The 18,119-nt window shown below is 74.9% G+C and carries 17 protein-coding genes; 11 read left to right on the forward strand and 6 right to left on the reverse strand.

Annotated features, from left to right (window positions below):
* Window positions 1–71 precede the first annotated feature (71 nt).
* The gene (gene dctA, locus KPF47_RS31730) at window positions 72–1,595 is read left to right on the forward strand and encodes a C4-dicarboxylate transporter DctA (RefSeq protein ID WP_308015555.1); all 1,524 of its coding nucleotides are present in this window, start codon (window positions 72–74) and stop codon (window positions 1,593–1,595) included.
* A gap of 38 nt (window positions 1,596–1,633) precedes the next feature.
* Here the strand turns inward: dctA and KPF47_RS31735 are convergent, their stop codons facing one another.
* Together KPF47_RS31735 and KPF47_RS40560 are read right to left on the reverse strand one after the other, a co-directional pair.
* Window positions 1,634–2,884 carry a sorbosone dehydrogenase family protein gene (locus KPF47_RS31735; RefSeq protein ID WP_374108926.1) on the reverse strand — a complete coding sequence of 417 codons (1,251 nt, stop codon included), beginning with the start codon at window positions 2,882–2,884 and terminating at the stop codon, window positions 1,634–1,636.
* Window positions 2,885–2,939: 55 nt separating this feature from the next.
* A complete protein-coding gene (locus KPF47_RS40560) occupies window positions 2,940–4,160 on the reverse strand; it encodes a cytochrome P450 (RefSeq protein WP_224392435.1) in 1,221 nt (406 codons plus the stop codon).
* Between the two features lie 140 nt (window positions 4,161–4,300).
* Here KPF47_RS40560 and KPF47_RS31745 point away from each other — a divergent pair, with 140 nt between their 5' ends.
* The 4 genes from KPF47_RS31745 (at window position 4,301) to KPF47_RS31760 (ending at window position 7,545) form a co-directional block, all read left to right on the forward strand.
* Window positions 4,301–4,810 carry a hypothetical protein gene (locus KPF47_RS31745; protein WP_224392436.1) on the forward strand — a complete coding sequence of 170 codons (510 nt, stop codon included), beginning with the start codon at window positions 4,301–4,303 and terminating at the stop codon, window positions 4,808–4,810.
* Window positions 4,811–4,880: 70 nt separating this feature from the next.
* On the forward strand, window positions 4,881–5,726 hold the full coding sequence (locus KPF47_RS31750) for a DUF4097 family beta strand repeat-containing protein (protein ID WP_224392437.1): 846 nt from the start codon (window positions 4,881–4,883) through the stop codon (window positions 5,724–5,726).
* Between the two features lie 53 nt (window positions 5,727–5,779).
* Window positions 5,780–6,730: an ATP-binding cassette domain-containing protein gene (locus tag KPF47_RS31755; protein WP_224392438.1), complete on the forward strand. Its 951-nt coding sequence runs from the start codon at window positions 5,780–5,782 to the stop codon at window positions 6,728–6,730.
* On the forward strand, window positions 6,727–7,545 hold the full coding sequence (locus KPF47_RS31760; RefSeq protein ID WP_224392439.1) for an ABC transporter permease: 819 nt from the start codon (window positions 6,727–6,729) through the stop codon (window positions 7,543–7,545). Before KPF47_RS31755 ends, KPF47_RS31760 begins: the two co-directional genes overlap by 4 nt.
* 35 nt (window positions 7,546–7,580) lie before the next feature.
* Here the strand turns inward: KPF47_RS31760 and KPF47_RS31765 are convergent, their stop codons facing one another.
* Window positions 7,581–8,777, reverse strand: a complete 1,197-nt coding sequence (locus KPF47_RS31765) for a cytochrome P450 (protein WP_224392440.1) — start codon at window positions 8,775–8,777, stop codon at window positions 7,581–7,583.
* Window positions 8,778–8,910: 133 nt separating this feature from the next.
* Between KPF47_RS31765 and KPF47_RS31770 the strand changes: the two genes are divergently transcribed.
* The 3 genes from KPF47_RS31770 to KPF47_RS31780 all read left to right on the forward strand — a co-directional run bounded on the left by KPF47_RS31770 (window position 8,911) and on the right by KPF47_RS31780 (window position 11,211).
* A complete protein-coding gene (locus KPF47_RS31770) occupies window positions 8,911–9,870 on the forward strand; it encodes a DUF808 domain-containing protein (protein WP_224392441.1) in 960 nt (319 codons plus the stop codon).
* A gap of 161 nt (window positions 9,871–10,031) precedes the next feature.
* Complete coding sequence (locus KPF47_RS31775) at window positions 10,032–10,499, forward strand: cupin domain-containing protein (RefSeq protein WP_224392442.1); 468 nt, start codon at window positions 10,032–10,034, stop codon at window positions 10,497–10,499.
* Between the two features lie 7 nt (window positions 10,500–10,506).
* Window positions 10,507–11,211: a TIGR02206 family membrane protein gene (locus tag KPF47_RS31780; protein ID WP_224392443.1), complete on the forward strand. Its 705-nt coding sequence runs from the start codon at window positions 10,507–10,509 to the stop codon at window positions 11,209–11,211.
* On the opposite strand, the gene KPF47_RS31785 is transcribed toward KPF47_RS31780, so the two are convergent.
* Entirely contained in the window at window positions 11,168–12,106 is a 939-nt protein-coding gene (locus KPF47_RS31785; RefSeq protein ID WP_224392444.1) for a LysR family transcriptional regulator, read from the reverse strand. The genes KPF47_RS31780 and KPF47_RS31785 overlap by 44 nt on opposite strands.
* Before the next feature lie 104 nt (window positions 12,107–12,210).
* Here KPF47_RS31785 and KPF47_RS31790 point away from each other — a divergent pair, with 104 nt between their 5' ends.
* Complete coding sequence (locus KPF47_RS31790; protein WP_224392445.1) at window positions 12,211–13,284, forward strand: tartrate dehydrogenase; 1,074 nt, start codon at window positions 12,211–12,213, stop codon at window positions 13,282–13,284.
* Between the two features lie 47 nt (window positions 13,285–13,331).
* Here KPF47_RS31790 and KPF47_RS31795 read toward each other — a convergent pair whose 3' ends face one another.
* The gene (locus KPF47_RS31795; protein WP_224392446.1) at window positions 13,332–13,745 is read right to left on the reverse strand and encodes a hypothetical protein; all 414 of its coding nucleotides are present in this window, start codon (window positions 13,743–13,745) and stop codon (window positions 13,332–13,334) included.
* A 116-nt stretch (window positions 13,746–13,861) separates the two neighbouring features.
* Here KPF47_RS31795 and KPF47_RS31800 point away from each other — a divergent pair, with 116 nt between their 5' ends.
* Window positions 13,862–14,752, forward strand: coding sequence for an alpha/beta fold hydrolase (locus tag KPF47_RS31800; protein ID WP_224392447.1), 891 nt, complete (start codon window positions 13,862–13,864; stop codon window positions 14,750–14,752).
* Between the two features lie 10 nt (window positions 14,753–14,762).
* Here the strand turns inward: KPF47_RS31800 and KPF47_RS31805 are convergent, their stop codons facing one another.
* Entirely contained in the window at window positions 14,763–16,484 is a 1,722-nt protein-coding gene (locus tag KPF47_RS31805) for a sigma-54-dependent Fis family transcriptional regulator (protein ID WP_224392448.1), read from the reverse strand.
* A 139-nt stretch (window positions 16,485–16,623) separates the two neighbouring features.
* Between KPF47_RS31805 and KPF47_RS31810 the strand changes: the two genes are divergently transcribed.
* Entirely contained in the window at window positions 16,624–18,096 is a 1,473-nt protein-coding gene (locus KPF47_RS31810) for an NAD(P)/FAD-dependent oxidoreductase (protein ID WP_224392449.1), read from the forward strand.
* Window positions 18,097–18,119 lie beyond the last annotated feature (23 nt).

Consider the following 18,119-nt stretch of genomic DNA (forward strand, 5'->3'; position numbering starts at 1 on the left):
TCCCAAGACGAGCCCAAGATTCCGGTGCCGCGGCCCCGGACGGCGGCCCGGGCCACCACCCTCCGTCCAGCATCGTCACGCGAGGGAGCGAGCATGAGCAGTCCAACGGCGGACGCCGTCCCGGCCGCACCGCGGTCCCGGACGAGGACCCCGATTATTTCTGGGTACTCGTCGGCATCGCCGCCGGGATCCTCGTCGGCCTGCTGCTGCCCGAGGTGGGCGCGCAGATGCAGTGGCTCGCCACGCTGTTCATCAGCCTGGTGAAGGTGGTGATCGCACCGGTCATCTTCGCGACCGTGGTGGTGGGGATCGCCGGTCTCGGCAACCTCGCCAAGGTCGGCGGGCTCGCCGGGCGCACGGTGGTCTACTTCAACATCACCACACTGATCGCGCTGGCCCTGGGCCTGCTGACGATCAACGTGATCGCCCCTGGGATGGGGCTCGGCTACGACCGGGAGAGCTTCGACGGGTCGGCCGCGGACTCCACCATCGAGTCGGCCGGGGCCGCCGCGGGCGGGGGCATCACCGACTTCCTGCTGGCCCTGGTGCCCGACTCGTTCGCCTCGGCGTTCACCGACGGCCAGCTGCTGCAGGTGCTGCTGCTGGCGATCCTGGTCGGCGTCGCGATCACCATGCTCGGCGAGCGAGGAAAGGGCATCACCCGGGCGCTGGACTCGTTCGCCCAGGTCATGTTCGGCGTGATCAAGCTGGTCATGTGGGTCGCCCCGCTCGGCGCGTTCGGCGGGATCGCGTTCACCATCGGCCAGCACGGCAGCTCGATCCTGGGCAGCCTGGCCGGGTTCATGGTCACCTTCTGGGCGACCTGCCTGATCTTCATCTTCGTGGTGCTCGGCCCGATCTGCCGGCTCGCCGGGTTCTCCCTGCTGAAGTACCTGCGCTACATCAAGGACGAGCTGCTGATCGTGCTCGGCACGTCGTCGTCGGAGACGGTGCTGCCGCGGATGATGCGCAAGCTCGAGGCGGCCGGGACGCCGAAGCACGTCGTCGGGCTGACCATCCCGACCGGGTACTCGTTCAACCTCGACGGCACCGCGATCTACATGACGATGGGCGCGATGTTCATCGCCCAGGCCTTCGGCGTGGACGTCCCGCTGTCCACCCAGATCGCGATCCTGCTGTTCATGCTCATCTCGTCGAACGGCGCGGCCGGGGTCTCCGGGGCCGGACTGGTCACGCTCGCCGCGTCGCTGGCGGCGTTCGACCACATCATCCCGCTGGTCGGGCTGGCCCTGATCGTGGGCATCGACCGGTTCATGTCCGAAGGGCGTGCGCTGACCAACCTCACCGGCAACGGCATCGGCACCCTGGTCATCGCCCGCTGGACAGGGGAGCTGGACCGGGAACGTCTGCGGGCCGTGCTCGACGACCCGCGCCAGGTCGACGTCGACCAGCTGATGCGGGCCGAGAACGACACCGCGACCGGAGGGGAGCCCGGGGACGGCACCGCGGCCGGCCGGGACGACGAGCCCGCCCACGCCGTCGACCGCGCGTCGGCGGTGGCGACGGTGGGCACCGGTGCCGGTGAGGTCGCTGCCGGCACGGAGCTGCGGGAACGGACCGACCCGGGGCGCTGACCCGTCCCGACGACCCGGGCAGGCCCCGCCCCGTGGGGTCAGCTCGGGTCGATCCGCAGGATCCGGTCGTCGTCACCGTTGGACGTGGTGACCAGCAGGGTCCCGTCCGGGGCGGTGTACACCCCGCGCAGCCGGCCGAACTCCCCGTCGAGCGCCGCCGGGATCTCGACGTCGGAGACCGCGCCGTCGGTGTCCTCCGGGCCCACGCGCATCAGCAGCAGCTTCTGGCCGCGCAGTGCGGCCACGGCGAGCATCCCGTTCCGCTGGCCCCACGCGTCGCCCTGGAGGAACGCGGCGCCGGCCGGCGCCTCGGGCGGGCTGCCCGAGGCCCAGACGGCGGGGACGGCGTCGGGGAAGCGGTCCCGGTCGGTCATCGGGACCGACTCGTCGTAGCTGTCGACCGTGCCGCCCTGGGACGGGTCCCAGCCGTAGTTGCCGCCCGGGCGCAGCAGGTTGACCTCGTCGTCGCGGGTGGGTCCGTGCTCGGCGGTGAAGATCCGCCCGGTGCCGGGCTCGACCGCGACGCCCTGCACGTTGCGGTGTCCGTAGCTGTACACGAGCCGCTGGGCCGGGTCGGCGGCGTCGGCGAAGGGGTTGCCCGCGGCGGGTCCACCGGTCGCCGGGTCCACCCGCAGCGTCTTGCCGCCGAGCGAGGTCAGGTCCTGCGGGGTGGCGGGCATCGCCGCGTCGCCGGTCCCGACGACCAGCGCCCCGCCGTCGTCGACGGCGACCCGGCAGCCCGAGTGCCGTCCGCCGGACGCGATCGGCAGGCCGCCGACCAGCGGGTCCGCCACCCGGGTCGCGGTGGCGCCGTCCGCGGACAGCGTCCAGGTGACCAGCCGGACGTCGACCGGGCTGCCGCCCTCGGCGTGGGTCTGGCAGGTGGTGAACCGGTTCGACGTCGCGAAGTCGGCGTGCACGGCCAGCCCCATCAGCCCGCCCTCACCCCGGGCGAACACGTCGTCGAGATCGGCCTGCACCGGGGTCCGGGCGGTGCCCGGGTCGAGCGAGACGAGCAGGGACAGCCGCCCGTCCCGCTCGGTGACCAGCGCACGCCCGTCGGGCAGCACGCCGACGCTCCAGACGTGGGAGAGCCCGGCCGCGACGACGACCGGGGCGAGTTCCCCCGGTGCGGCCGGGGCCGGAGCGGCGGTCGGTGCCGGCTCGGCGGGGGCGGGTGCGGGCGAGGCGGCGCCGCAGCCGGCCGCGACGAGCAGCCCGACGGCGGCGACCGCCGTCGCGGTGCGGTGGGGGCGGCGGGAGCGCAGGGCACGGGTCACACCGGTCATCCTGGCCGGAACCGGGCACGGCGGCAGCGCGGGTGTGCTCGCGCAACACCGTCGGTCAGTGCGCGTCCACCCGCACCTCGAACGACACGAGCCGCTCGAACCCCAGCTCCGACGGTCCGTCGGCGGGCTCGGCGAGCCGCAGCGCGGGGAACCGCTCGACCAACGCGTGCAGGGCCACCTCGATCTCCTGGCGCGCCAGCGCGGCCCCCAGGCAGTAGTGGACCCCCTGGCCGAACCCGAGATGCCCCTCGCCGCGGCCCGGCTCCCGGGTCACGTCGAGCTCGTCGGGGCGGTCGTGGTGGCGCGGGTCGAAGTTCGCGGTGACCAGACCGGCCGTCACGGCCTCCCCCGCCGCAATCGGCGTGCCGCCGACGACGACGTCGGTGCTCGCGTGGCGGGGCGTGCTGACCGGGACCGCACCGCAGGTCCGCACGATCTCGTGCACCGCGGTGGGCCACCGCCACGGCTCGGCGCGCAGGATCGCGAGCTGGTCCGGGCGGGTCAGCAGGGCCAGTGTCGCCCGGGACAGCACGTGCGCGGTCGTCTCGAACCCGGCGACGACCATGTCGAACAGCAGCACGTCCAGCTCGTCGGTGGTGAGCCGGTCGCCGTCGTCGTGCACCGCGACCAGTGCGTCGACCAGGTCGTCGCGCGGGTCGGCCCGGCGGGCCGCGACGAGCTCGTGCACCTGCGCCACGACCGCGTGCGCCACCGCGGGCATCCGCGCCGGGTCGGGCGCGGCGAGCAGCCCGGCCAGCTCCCGCCACAGCCCGCGCTGCTCCACCGGGACGCCCACCAGCTCGCAGATCACCGCGATCGGCAGCTCGTGGAACACCGCGGCCACCAGGTCGACCGGGCTGCCGTCGGCGCCGGCGGCCGCGACGTCGTCGAGCAGGTCGGCGGTGAGCTCCTCCACGCGCGGACGCAGCCCGGCGACCCGGCGCACGGTGAACGCGCGGGAGACCAGGCGGCGCAGCCGGGCGTGGTCGGCCCCGTCGCGGACGAGCAGGCCCCGGCCGAGGTGGGCGAGCTCCGGCGGCAGCCCGAGCGTGGTCATGACCGAGCCCACGACGTCCCCGGCGCCGGGCACCGTGGCCGGGTCGTTGCGGAACCGCGGATCGAGGAGCAGCGCGTGGACGTCGTCGTGCCGCGTGACGAGCGACGTCGCGCCCATCGCCGTGCCCGGCATCGCGACGACCGGGCCCTGTTCGCGCAGACGACCGAAGGCGGTCACCGGGCAGGTGCGGGGCGGGGCTGGGTCGGTGGTGCGGTCCACGGGAGGCTCCCTCGGCGACGACAACGGGGACGACCCCATCGGACACCGTGCCGCCGCGGCACGGTCAAGCTCGCGGCGCGACGGGCCCGCTGTGGCGCCGCGGACTTGACGATGGCGCCATCGTGCGCCATTCTTGCGCCATGGAGTTGGACGGATATGTCGAACGCCTGCGCACCGAGTTCGCCGCGCTGGGCGATGCCGCGGGCGAGGACACGCGGGCAGCCGCCGAACGGCTGCTCACCGCGCTGAGCTCGTCGACGCGCCTGGTCCTGCTCGAGGCGCTGGCCGCGGCGGCCGACGAGATCACCCTGGAGCTGGCCCCGGGGTCGGTGCACGTGCGCCTGCGCGGCTCGGACCCGGAGTTCGTCGTCACCGCAGGGCCCGGCACGTCCTCGGGACCGCCGGAACCGACTGCGGCGCCACCAGTGGCGCCATCGGCGGGGACCGAGATCGAGACCGGGCCGGTCGCCCGGATCAACTTCCGGCCCCCGGAGACGCTCAAGACCCGGATCGAGGAGGCCGCCGCGCGCGACGGCCTGAGTGTGAACACCTGGCTGACCCGCGTGGCCGCGGCCGCGCTGGACCGGCCCGCCGCGGCACCCGACCGTCCCGACGCCGCCCGCCGCGGCCGCGTCGGCTGGTTCGGCTGAGCCGTACCCGACCACCCCTGTCCCTGTCCCGACCCACGGCGTCACCGCGACGCCGAGGAGGCGATGCCCCGTGCCCACCTACCAGACCCCCGAGCCCGTCACCGCGGTCGTCGACCTCACCATCGGCGAGCTGCGGGTGACCGCATCGGACCGGACCGACACCGTGGTCGAGGTCCGCAGCTCCGAGGCCGACCGTGCCCACGCCGACCGGGTCCGGGTCGAGCTGACCGGGCGGGAGCTGCACGTCACCGGCCCGCCGCTCGGGCTGCTGCAGAAGCTGACCCCGCGCACCCCCGGCCGGTCGATCGAGGTCGGGATCGCCCTGCCCGCCGGCTCGGCGCTGACGGCGACCACCGCCTACGGCGGGATCGTCGTCGAGGGCCCGCTCGGGGCCTGCGAGGCCCGGACCCGCTACGGCGACGTCCGTGTGGACGACGCCGGCTCCGCCGACCTCACCGCCGACCACGGCCACGTCCGGATCGGCGGCACCGTCACCGGGGACGCCACGGTCCGGTCCGACCACGGCGGGATGCGGGTCCACCGGATCGACGGGACCGCGACGCTGACCAGCAAGCACGGCGACATCCGGGCCGAGGAGCTGGCCGGCGAGGCCGTGCTGACCGGCACCCACGGCACCGTCGACGTCGACGAGCTCGGCGCGGGCGCCCGCGTGCGCACCGCCTACGGCGCCGTCCGGCTGGGCCGCGTCCACCGCGGCGAGGTGTCGCTGACCAGTACGCACGGGCGGCTGGAGATCGGCATCGCCGCGGGCAGCGCCGCCTGGCTCGACCTCGACACCACCGGCCGGGTCGGCAACGACCTGGACCCCCGCGACGCCCCGGACGGCGACGGCGTCGACACCGTCACCGTGCACGCCCGGTCCCGCGAGGGCGACATCGTCGTCCGCCGCGCCTGACCCCCGCCCTCCACCACCGCCGTCCCACGCCACCGTCCACGAGAGGAACCACCGTGCCCACTCCCCCGCCCGCGATCGCCGTCGCCGCCCTCCACAAGTCCTACGGCGACCACGCCGTGCTCCGCGGCATCGACCTCGACGTCCCCGCCGGGACCGTCCTCGCGCTGCTCGGCCCGAACGGCGCCGGCAAGACGACCCTGGTCCGGATCCTGTCCACGCTGCTGCCACCGGACTCCGGACGCATCCGCATCGCCGGGCGCGACCCGGCGACCGACCCCGACGGCGTCCGCGCCGCGATCGGGGTGACCGGCCAGTTCTCCGCCGTCGACGGCCTGCTCACCGGCGCGGAGAACCTGCGACTGATGGCCGACCTGCACCACCTGCCCCGCGACACGGGTCGCGCCCGGACCCGGGAGCTGCTCGACCGCTTCGACCTCGGTGACGCCGCGGACCGGCGGGCGGGCACCTACTCCGGCGGCATGCGCCGCCGCCTCGACCTGGCCATGACCCTCGTCGCCGACCCGGCCGTGCTGTTCCTCGACGAGCCGACCACCGGGTTGGACCCGCGCAGCCGCCGCGACCTGTGGGCCGCCGTGCGCGATCTCGTCGGCCGGGGCGTCACCGTCCTGCTGACCACGCAGTACCTGGAGGAGGCCGACCAGCTCGCGGACTCCGTCGCCGTCCTCGACGGTGGACGGCTCGTCGCCCGCGGCACCCCGGCACAGCTGAAGTCCAGGGTCCCCGGTGGGCACGTGCGCCTGCGGTTCGCCGACGACGACGCCCTCGCCGCCGCCCGCACCGTGCTGCCCGCCGCCGTCGCCGACCCGGCCGCGGTGACCCTGCAGCTGCCCGCCGCCGGGGCCCGCGACCTGCGGGACGTGCTGGACCGGCTCGCCGGGACCGGTGTCGAGCCCGAGGAGCTGACCACCCACACCCCCGACCTCGACGACGTCTTCCTGGCCCTCACCGGCCACCCGAGCACCCCGGAGGTGGCGGCGTCATGAAGGCCCACGTCACGGACACCGCGACCCTCGACCGTCCGCGCCTGCTCACCGACTCGGTGACGATGCTGCGCCGCCGGATCCGGCACCTGCGCCGCTACCCGTCGCTGACGATCATGCTCATCGCACAGCCGCTGGTGTTCCTGCTGCTGTTCGTGGGCGTCCTCGGCGGCACGATGGGGGCGGGGTTGGGCGGCGACCGCGCCGACTACCTGGCCTTCGTCACCCCCGCAGTGCTGCTGCTGACCGTCGCGAGCGTCGCGATGGGCACCGCCATCGGGGTCGCCACCGACATGACCGAGGGCGTCGTCGCACGCTTCCGGACGATGGCGATCGCCCGCTCCAGCGTGCTCACCGGGCACGTCGCCGGTGCGTTCGTGCAGACCGCGGTGGCGCTGGTCGTCGTGCTCGGGGTGGCGCTGGCGCTCGGGTTCCGCAGTGGCGCCGGGCCGCTCGCCTGGCTGGGCGTCGTCGGGATGCTGGCGCTGCTGACGGTCGCCCTGACGTGGCTGACCGTCGCCCTCGGGCTCGCCGCCGCCAGTGTGGAGACGGCGAGCAACACCCCGATGTTCCTGATGCTGCTGCCGTTCCTGGGCAGCGGGTTCGTGCCGGTGGACTCGATGCCGGCCGCGCTGCGCTGGTTCGCCGCGTACCAGCCGTTCACGCCGGTCATCGACACCCTGCGCGGGCTGCTCGGGCACGGCAGCGGGGCCGGGCTCGGCCCCGACGCCGCGCTCGCCACCGGGTGGTGCGTGGTGATCACGGTGGCGAGCGTGCTGTGGGCGCGCCGGCTCTACGAGACCCGCGCGGCGCGCTGAGCCTCAGCCCGCCGGCGGACGGTCGACGTGGACGGTCAGGGCGGGCAGCCGCTCGAACCCCAGCCGCGACGGACCGTCCGCCGGCTCGGCGAGCCGCAGGTCCGGGAAGCGGGTGACCAGCGCGGAGAGCACGACCTCGACCTCCTGGCGGGCCAGCGCCGCCCCGAGGCCAGTAGTGCGCCCCGTGCCCGAATCCGAGGTGCCCCTCGCCACGGCCGGGGTCGCGGCGCACGTCCAGCTCCTCGGGCCGGTCGACCACCCGGGGGTCGAAGTTCGCCGGCAGCACACCGGGGAGCACGGCGGTCCCGGCGGGGACCGGGGTCCCGGCGATCTCGAGGTCCTCCGCGGCGTAGCGGGGGGCACCGGCCGGGATCGGCCCGCAGCGCACCGAGCTCGTCGGGCCGGCTCAGCAGGGCGAGGGCTCCCTTGGCCAGCACGTGCGCGGTGGTCTCGAACCCGGCGACGGTCAGGTTCACCGTCATGTCGACGAGTTCCTGCTCCGAGAGCCGGTCACCGTCCTCGTCGTGCGCCGCGACCAGCCCGGACAGCAGGTCGTCCGCGGGGGCACGGCGACGGGCCTCGATCAGCTCGCGGACGTGGGCGACCATCCCGCGGGCGACGTCGGGCATCCGTACGGGGTCGGGCTGGATCAGCAGCCGGGCGAACTCCCGCCAGCGGCCCCGGTCGCCCTCGGGGACACCGACCAGCTCGCAGATGACCGCGATCGGCACCGGGTAGGCCAGCATCTCCACCAGGTCGACCGGGGTGCCGTCGGCACCGGCCGCGGCGACCTCGTCGAGCAGGCCGGTCACGATCGCCTCGACGCGGGGGCGCAGCCCGTTCACCCGGCGCACCGTGAACGCCCGCGACACCAGCCGGCGCAGCCGCGCGTGGTCCTCGCCGTCGCGGCCCAGCATCGGACGGCGGAGCAGCTCGAGGTCCTCGGGCAGACCGATCAGCCCGGTCTGGGCGTTGCGCAGGAAGTTCTCCGCCTCCGGTACCGCGGCGGCGTCGTGCCGGAAACGGTCGTCGGTGAGCATCGCGCGGACCTCGGCGTGCCGGGTCACCATCAGGCCCTGCTGGGTGGGCCGCCCGGGGACCTCCAGCGGGATCTCCAGGACCGCCGCCGCCTCGCGCATCGCGGAGAAGGCGGCGACCGGGTCCGACGGGTCCACGGTGTCCGGCCCGGCGGTCGCCGCGGCCGGGCCGGCGGTGCTCGTGTCCTCTGCCATGCGGCCAGTCGACACCGTGCCGTCGCGGCATGGTCAAGCCCCGCGATCGGGCGGGTTCGGTCCCGTTCGTCCCGCCCGCGCCGTAGGCTCCGCGCGTGCGCACGGATTCGGCCATGCAACGGACGGTGACCCGGTGAGCGGACTGTTCGCCCTGCTCGACGACGTCGCGGCGCTGGTGCGCCTGACGACGGCCTCCCTCGACGACATCGCCGGTGCCGCCGGGCGCGCGGGGGCCAAGGCCGCCGGGGTGGTCGTCGACGACGCCGCCGTCACCCCCCGCTACGTCCAGGGCCTCAAGCCCGAGCGCGAGCTGTCGATCATCTGGCGGATCGCCAGGGGCTCGCTGATCAACAAGATCGTGTTCATCCTGCCGGTCGCGCTGATCCTGTCCCAGTTCGCGCCGTGGCTGCTGACCCCGATCCTGATGGTCGGTGGCTGCTATCTGGCCTACGAGGGCGCGGAGAAGCTCTGGGAGTACTTCTCCGGGCACTCCGAGCACCCCGAGGAGCGCGACGAGAAGGTCGCCGCGGACCCGGCGGAGAACGAACGCCGGGTCGTCTCCGGCGCCGTGCGCACCGACTTCATCCTCTCGGCCGAGATCATGGTCATCGCGCTGAACGAGGTGGCGTCCGAGGGCATCGTGGCCCGGGCGGTCATCCTGGCCGTCGTCGCCGTCGCCATCACCGCGCTCGTCTACGGCGCGGTCGCGCTCATCGTGAAGATGGACGACGCCGGCCTCGCGCTGGCGAAGCGTGGCTCCGGCCCCGTCGCGTCGTTCGGGCGCGGCCTGGTGCGGGCCATGCCGATCGTGCTGACGACGCTGTCGGTCGTCGGCGTCGCGGCGATGCTGTGGGTCGGCGGGCACATCCTGCTCGTCGGGATGGACGAGCTGGGCTTCTCCCCGATCTACGACCTGGTGCACCACCTGGAGGTGGCCGTGGCCGACGCGACCGGCGCGCTGGGCGGGTTCCTCGGCTGGCTCACCAACACCGTCGGCTCGGCGATCCTCGGCGTCGTGGTCGGGGCGGTGATCGTCGTCGTGGCGCACCTGGTCCCGCGGCGGAAGAAGAAGGCCGACACCGCCGACGCCTGATCCGGGGACCGGTGGGGCCGGTGCAGCCCGCCCGGTCGCCGGACCCCGCTCCGCCACGGCGGTGCCGCCCACCACCACGGGCGACCGGGGTTCCCCGGCCGCCGGACCGGTGCAGCATCCCGGCTGTCACCGGCGCGACCGTCGCGCGGGGGGAAGGCGCCGTGAGCCGTATCGAGATGCCGTCCGGCGAGACGATCGACGTGCTGCACAGCGGCGCCCCGGCCTTCGAGTTCGAGGCCGTCGTGCCGCCCGGGGTGGCCGGTCCGCCGCCGCACCGGCACCGGGGCGTCACCGAGTCGTTCACCGTGGTCGAGGGCGTCCTGCGGGTGCGGGTCGGGGGCTGGACCAGCGTGCTGCGCGCCGGGGAGGGGATCGTGGTGCCGCCCGGGGTGACGCACTCGTTCACGAACGGGAGCGACGACCCGGTCCGGGTCCGCACCGTCGAGTCGCCTGCCGGGTCCCTCGAGGACCAGTTCCGGATCCTCGCGACGGCCGGGCGGCTGCCGCCGCTGCGCCGGCTCGCGCGGCTCAACGTCGCCCACGACCTGGACTTCTCCCTCGCCGGGGTCCCGGACGCGGTGCAGCGCCCGCTGTGGCGGTTGCTCGCCGCGCTGCCGGGTCGGTCATGATCGGACGATGGCGGACACCGGCGTCTTCGTGCCCTACGGCACGACCCACTGGGCCGCGCTGACCGTCGGGGTCCTCGGCGCCGTCGCGCTGGTGGCCCTCGGACGGCGGCTGCGCGGCACCCCCGCCGAACGGCGCGTCTCCCGGGCGTTCGCCGTGGTGGTGGTCGTGGCGCTGGTCCCGCTGCAGCTGCGGCTGCTGACCCCGCAGACCTTCGACGTGCACATCTCGCTGCCGCTGCAGCTGTCGGACCTGTCCTGGGTGACCGCTGCCGTCGCCCTGTGGACACGGCGCTGGTGGGCCTGCGCGCCGCTGTACTACTGGGGCCTCACGCTGACCCCCCAGGCACTGCTCACCCCGGCCACCGACTCGCCCGACTTCCCGCACGTCGCGTTCCTGCACTTCTGGGCGCTGCACCTGCTGGTGACCTGGGCCGCGGTGTACCTGACCTGGGGCGCGGGGGTGCGCCCGAGCTGGCGCGGGATGGGCGTGACGCTCGCGGCGACCCTCGCGTGGGCGGCGGTGGTGCTGCCGTTCAACCTGGCCGCGGGCACGAACTACGGCTTCCTCGCCCACAAGCCGACCAACGCCTCGGCACTGGACCTGCTCGGGCCGTGGCCGGTCTACCTGCTGGTCGAGCTCGTGCTGGTCGCGGTGGGGTGGGCCGCGATCACCTGGCCGTGGACGCGGCGACGGGAGCGGGCACCGGCGTGACCGGAAGCCGCTGCGCGATCCCCGCGACGAGGTGGTCGAGCACCGCCCGCACCCGGCGAGGCGGCGACGCGGCGTGCACCGCGACCAGGTCCGCCGACGGCGTCGGGACGTCCGCGAGCACCTGCACCAGCTCCCCCGTCGCGAGCAGCGGCGCGACCTGCCACAGCGAGCGCATCACCAGGCCACGGCCCGCGAGGCACCACGCCGTCGCGACCTCGCCGTCGTTGCAGGTCATCGCGCCGGTGACGCGGACGCCGGCGGGGTCGGTGTCGGTGCCGAAGCGCCAGTGCGCGAAGGCGGTGTCGTTCTCCCGGATCACGATGCAGTCGTGCCCGGCCAGCTCGGCCGGGGTCCGCGGGGCGGGCCGGCGCGCCAGGTACGACGGCGCCGCGCACACGACGCGCCGGTTGCGGTGCAGCACCCGGGCGTGCAGCCGCGAGTCCGGCAGCGGCCCGACGCGCACGGCGAAGTCGTAGTCCGATCCACCGACCCCGACCGGCAGGTGGGACAGCTCCAGGTCGATGCGCAGGTCCGGGTTGGCCGCCTCGAAGCCGCCGAGCAGCGGCGCCACGTGCGCCCGCCCGAAACCCATCGACGCGTGCACCGCGATCCGTCCGTGCAGCCCGGAACGGCGGCGGCCGATCTCGTCCTCCAGGTCGTCGACGCGGCCGAGGACCTCGCGGGCGCCCTCGGCGTAGCGGCGGCCCTCGTCGGTGAGCGTGAGGCGCCGGGTGGAGCGGTTGACCAGGCGCACGCCCAGGCGTCGTTCCAGGCGGGCGAGCCGTTTGCTGACCGCGGACACCGACACGCCCCACCGGCGTGCGACCTCGGTGAGCGTCCCGGCCGCGGCGACGCCGGCGAAGAAACGCAGGTCGTCGAACTCGGGCAGCTCCACACCCGTTCCTTTCGCCTGGGGAAAGACAGAACGGCTCGGACGACGGTTCACCCCAGCCGGATCGCGCTCCAGGATAGAAGCAACCGAGTCGAGGAGGACACGACATGACCGCGCACCGCATCGCCGTCATCCCCGGGGACGGGATCGGCAAGGAGGTCGTCCCGGAGGGCGTCCGCGTCCTGACCGCGGCCGCGGAGCGGTTCGGGATCGGGCTGGAGCTCACCGAGTTCGGCTTCGCGAGCGCCGACCACTGGCTCGAGCACGGCACGATGCTGCCCGAGGACTGGTTCGAGCAGCTGCGCGGTTTCGACGCGTTGTTCTTCGGCGCCGTCGGGTGGCCCGAGGTGCTGCCCGACCACGTGTCGCTGTGGGGCAGCCTGCTGCAGTTCCGCCGCCGCTTCGACCAGTACGTCAACCTGCGCCCGGCCCGGCTGCTGCCGGGTGTCGCCGCCCCGCTGGCCGGCCGCTCCCCCGGCGACATCGACATGCTGATCGTCCGGGAGAACACCGAGGGCGAGTACTCCTCGGTGGGCGGGCGGATGTTCGAAGGCACCGACCGCGAGGTCGTGATCCAGGAGACCGTGATGACGCGCACCGGCGTCGACCGGATCCTGCGCTACGCCTTCGAGCTCGCGCGGCGGCACCCGAACCGGCACCTGACCTCGGCGACCAAGTCCAACGGCATCGCGATCACCATGCCGTACTGGGACGAGCGGGTAGCAGCGATGGCGGCGCAGTACCCCGACGTCGACGTCGACTCCGCCCACATCGACATCCTCGCCGCGCGGTTCGTGATGAGCCCGGAGCGCTTCGACGTCGTCGTCGCCAGCAATTTGTTCGGCGACATCCTGTCCGACCTGGGCCCGGCCTGCACCGGCACGATCGGGATCGCGCCGAGCGCGAACATCAATCCCGAGCGGGAGTTCCCGAGCCTGTTCGAGCCCGTGCACGGCTCGGCGCCGGACATCGCCGGGAAGGGCGTCGCGAACCCGGTCGGCCAGATCTGGTGCGGCTCGATGATGCTGGAGCACCTCGGCGAGCACGAGGCCGCCGCCGCGGTGCTGGCCGCGGTCGAGGAGGTGGTCGGCCGGGGCGGCGCGGGTGTCACCCCGGACCTGGGCGGGACCGCGACGACCGCCGAGCTGGGCGCGGCGATCGCCGAGGTCGTGCGGGGATGAGCCCGTCCGGCCCCGGCCGGCGCGCCCCGGCGGCCGGGCGTCGCGGCTCAGCCCGCGAGGAGCGCGACCAGGCGACGGGCCGCGTCGGGCGGCAGCCTGCGACGGCCGCGCAGGTGCCGGAACACCGGCGCGAGCACCGGGTCGGCCAGCAGCTCGGCCCGCGGCACCGGCCGTCCGACCGGCACGACGACGCCCGCCGCGTGCCGTCCGCCGGGGTGCGGCTCGGCGGGACCGGTGAACGCGAACAGCGCCATCACGCCGCCGCCCGGACCGGTGCGGTAGACCACGGCCCGGTCGCCCGGCGCGGTACCGGCCAGGCAGCAGGGCTCCGGGGGCGGGTCGGCGACCTCGTCGGCGTCCCAGAGCAGGACGGTGTCCGGCAGGGCGGCGCCGGGTCGCACGGGGTCGGTCGGCTCGGGGTCGGTCGGCACGGGGTCGGTCGGCACGGGGTCGGTCGGCACGGGGCCGGTCGGCACGGGGCCGGTCGGCACGGGGTCGGTCGGCACGGGGTCGGTCGGCACGGGGCCCGGCAGCGGCATGCCGCCCGTCCTACCCCAGCCCACGGGGGTCCGGCACGATGAACCCGCGGACCCTGCTGCCCGCCCCCTTCACCGCCCGCACGATCGACGCGGCGGGGACGGCGGTGCACACCGTGACCGGCGGATCCGGGCCGCCGCTGCTGCTCCTGCACGGCTACCCGCAGACCCATGTGATCTGGCACCGGGTCGCGCCGTTGCTCGCCGACCGGTTCACCGTCGTCGCGACCGACCTGCGCGGTTACGGCGACAGCGCCAAGCCGCCCCCGGGCCCGGACGACGCCGCCTATGCCAAGCGCGCCATGGCCGCCGACCAGCTCGCCGTCATGCGGGAGCTGGGGTTCGACCAGTTCGCCGTCGCCGGACACGACCGCGGCGGACGGGTCGCGCACCGGCTGGCCCTGGACGCGCCGGACGCGGTGTCGGCGCTGGCGGTGCTCGACATCGTCCCGACCCGGCATGCCTACGACACCGCCGATGCCGGCTTCGGGATGGGCTACTGGCACTGGTTCTTCCTCACCGCCCCGGCCGGGATCCCGGAGCGTCTCATCGGGAGCGACCCGGAGTTCTGGATCACCGCCCGGATGCGGTCGCGCCACCACGGCGGCACCCCGTTCGACGACCGCGCCGTCGCCGAGTACGTCCGCTGCTTCGCCGACCCGGCCGCGATCGCCGCGTCGTGCGCCGACTACCGCGCCGCGGCCGGGATCGACCGCGTCCACGACGGCGCGGACAGCGGCCGACGGGTGACCGCGCCGCTGTTGGCCCTGTGGGGCGCGCACTCCTTCGTCGGGCGGTCCTACGACGTCCCCGCGGTCTGGGCCGGCTACGCCACGGACGTGCACGGGACGGCCCTGGACGCCGACCACTACCTGCCCGAGGAGCGCCCCGAGGAGGTGGCGCGGGAGCTGACCGCCTTCCTGACGAGGTGACGCGGCCCGCTCAGTCCGTGATCCGGTACTGCGCGATCTTCCGGTAGAGCGTCGACCGGGCCACTCCCAGCGCCGCGGCCGCGGCGGCCCGGTTCCCGTCGGTGTCGCGCAGCGCGGCGACGATCGCGTCCCGCTCGGCCCGGTCCACCGCGCGCAGCGTCCCCGACGGCGCGCTCTGACAGGACTCGGGCAGGTCGGTCGCCTCGACCACACCCACCGGCCGCCGGCCGAGGGCGACGGTCAGCGCGTCCCGCAGCTCGGCCACGTTCCCCGGCCACGGGTGCCTGCCCACCGTGCGCAGCGCATCGGCGGACAGCCGCACGTCGCGGCCGGGGGCGAGCTCGGCGAGCAGGGCGGCGACCAGGCCGGGGAGGTCCCCGGGTCGGGAGCGCAGCGGCGGGACCGGCACCGACGCCCGGAACCGGGCCAGGACCCGGTCGCGGGCCGGGTCGGGCTCGGCGGTGTCCGCGCGGGTCCCCGCCGTCGGCAGGTCGCCGCGGGCCAGTGCGGGGGGCGGCGCCGCGTCGCGCCTGTCGAGGTCGCGCAGCAGCACCAGCGCCGGCGCACCGGCCCGCCGGACGCGGTCGTCGAGGTCGGCGCCGTCGTCGTCCGGGGCGACCTCGACGACCGGGCCGGGCCATGAGTCGGCGACCAGCCGCGCCCGCCCGGAGCCGGGCTCCCCGGTGAGCAGCACCGGCGTCCGGGCCCCCAGTGCCGCGGCGACCGCGGTCCGCGCCGCCCGCCAGGCCGCGCTCTCCCCGGCGGCGTCGGACCGGGCGGCCGCGGTGACCGGCACGGCCCGGCGACCGTCGTCGGGCTCGCGCAGCAGCGTCACCACCGCCACCAGACCGGCGACCGACCCGCCCGCGGGGACGACCGCACCGCGCAGCCGCGCCCGCGTCCCCGACGGCAGGTCCACCCGGTCGTCGACGCCGGGACCGCGCAGCAGCAGGAACCGGGCGTGGTCGGTGAGCGCGGCGTGGTCGCCGGCGTCGAGCAGGGTCTGCATGGCGGTGTTGGCCAGCACCGTGCGCCGCCCGACGGCGAGCACCGCCCGACGGGTCCGGGACTCGGTGCGGGCGTAGGCGTCGAACAGGGCCTGCTGGGCGGGGTCGCGGTCGTGCAGCAGGGCGTCGGAGATGCGTGCGGCCGCGGAGCGCACCAGCGACAACAGCAGCGGCGAGGAGTGCTCGGCGCGGCAGGACAGGTCGAGCACCGCCTCGGCCCGCCCGGTCGCCGGGTCCCGCACCGGGGCGCCGGCGCAGGCGTAGTCGTGCAGCTGCTCGACGAAGTGCTCGGCGCCGACGATGTGCACCGGCCGGCCGGACTCCAGCACGGTCCCGACCCCGTTGGTGCCGACGGCGCCCTCGGCGTACCCGAACCCCGCGGCGAACGCGTTGACGTCCGCGGACCGGGCGATCACCGCGTCGGTGTCGAGGCGCACCAGCAGCCGGGCACGGTGGTCGGTGAGCGCGACGCAGACCCCGATCCCGTCGACCTGCTCGGCCAGCTGCTCCATCACCGGGCGCGCGCAGCGGACCAGCCGCGAGCCGGTGTCGAGGTCGGGGTGGAAGCGGTTCACGATCATCGCCGGGTCCACCCCGCCCGCGATGCTGCGCCGCCAGGACGCGACGACGTGACCGGGCACGCCGGGCGGCGCGACGTCCGGCCGGTCGAGCAGCTCGGCCCGTGCGGACACGAGCGCGCGGCGGCGTGCGAACAGATCCCCCATCGACGCACCTCTCTGTGCTCGTCCTCACATGATGCGTCACCGGTCAACACCCGCCGGTGTCCCAAGTTCGGACACCCGGGGAACGGACCGATCGCCCTAGCGTCGGGAGACCGTCGTCACACCTGCACCCGGAGGACTCATGGCCGCCACGACCACCGAGCACGTCGACGTCCTGATCGTCGGGGCCGGGGTGTCCGGCATCGGCGCCGCGCACCGGCTGCGCGAGGAGTTCCCCGAGCGCAGCTTCGTGCTGCTGGAGGCCCAGGACGCCCCCGGTGGGACCTGGTGGACCCACCGCTTCCCGGGTGCCCGCTCGGACAGCGACCTGTTCACCTACGGCTACCGGCACAAGCCCTGGACCGGCCCGTCGATCGCCGCGGGCGGGGAGATCCTGTCCTACCTGCACGAGGTGATCGACGAGGACGACCTCGCCGGGCACATCCGCTACCACCACCGCGTCACCGCGCTGAGCTGGTCCTCGGAGGAGAACCGGTGGACCGCGGAGGTGACGCGCACCGACACCGGCGAGACCCTGCCGATGACCGCCTCGTTCCTGTGGATGTGCCAGGGCTACTACAACCACGACGAGCCCTACACCCCGCAGTGGCCGGGCACCGAGCGCTTCGCCGGCACTGTCGTGCACCCGCAGTCCTGGCCGTCGGACCTCGACGTCTCCGGGAAGAAGGTGCTGGTCATCGGGTCCGGGGCGACCGCGGCGACGGTCGTCCCGGCGACGGCCGCGACCGCGGAGCACGTGACGATGCTGCAGCGCTCACCGTCGTACTGGTTCCCCGCGCCGACCGTGCACGAGCTCGCGGCGATGCTGGAGCCGCTCGACCTGCCCGCGGAGTGGACGCACGAGATCCTGCGCCGCACCTACGTCCAGCAGCTCGACTGGCTGGCCACCACCGGCCGCGACGACCCGGACGCGCTGCACGAGTTCCTGATCGAGTCCATCCGGCCGTTGCTGCCCGAGGGCACCGACGTCGAGAAGCACTTCGTCCCCCGCTACCGGCCGTGGCAGCAGCGCATCGCGTTCGTGCCCGACGGCGACTTCTTCGCCGCGATGCGGGAGGGGAAGGCCTCGGTCGTCACCGACACGATCACCGAGTTCACCGAGAAGGGCGTGCAGGTCTCCTCCGGCGAGGTGATCGAGGCCGACGTCGTCGTCACCGCGACCGGGTTCGACCTGGCGGTGTTCGGCGACATCCCGTTCACCGTCGACGGCGAGCCGGTCGACTTCACGCGGCACGTCACCTGGCGCGGCCTGATGATCAGCGACGTCCCGAACATGGCCTACGCCTTCGGCTACTTCCGGCACAGCTGGACGCTGCGGATCGACCTGGTCAACGACCTGGTCGGCCGCATCCTGGCGCGGATGGACGAGCGCGGTCACCGGGTCGTGGTCCCCACGCTGCGGACGCAGGACGCGGACATGCCGGTGCTGCCGTGGGTCTCGGAGGACAACTTCAACCCCGGCTACGTCGGACGCTCCCAGCACCGCATGTTCGGCCAGGGCGACCGCGAGCCCTGGACCCACATGCACGAGCACGACGTCGACCGGGTCGAGCTGCCCAAGGCCGACCTCGACGACGGCCTGCAGTACCGCTGACCCGACCGACCGCACACCCCGAG

This window comes from Pseudonocardia sp. ICBG1293 (assembly GCF_020131355.1).
GTDB lineage: Bacteria > Actinomycetota > Actinomycetes > Mycobacteriales > Pseudonocardiaceae > Pseudonocardia.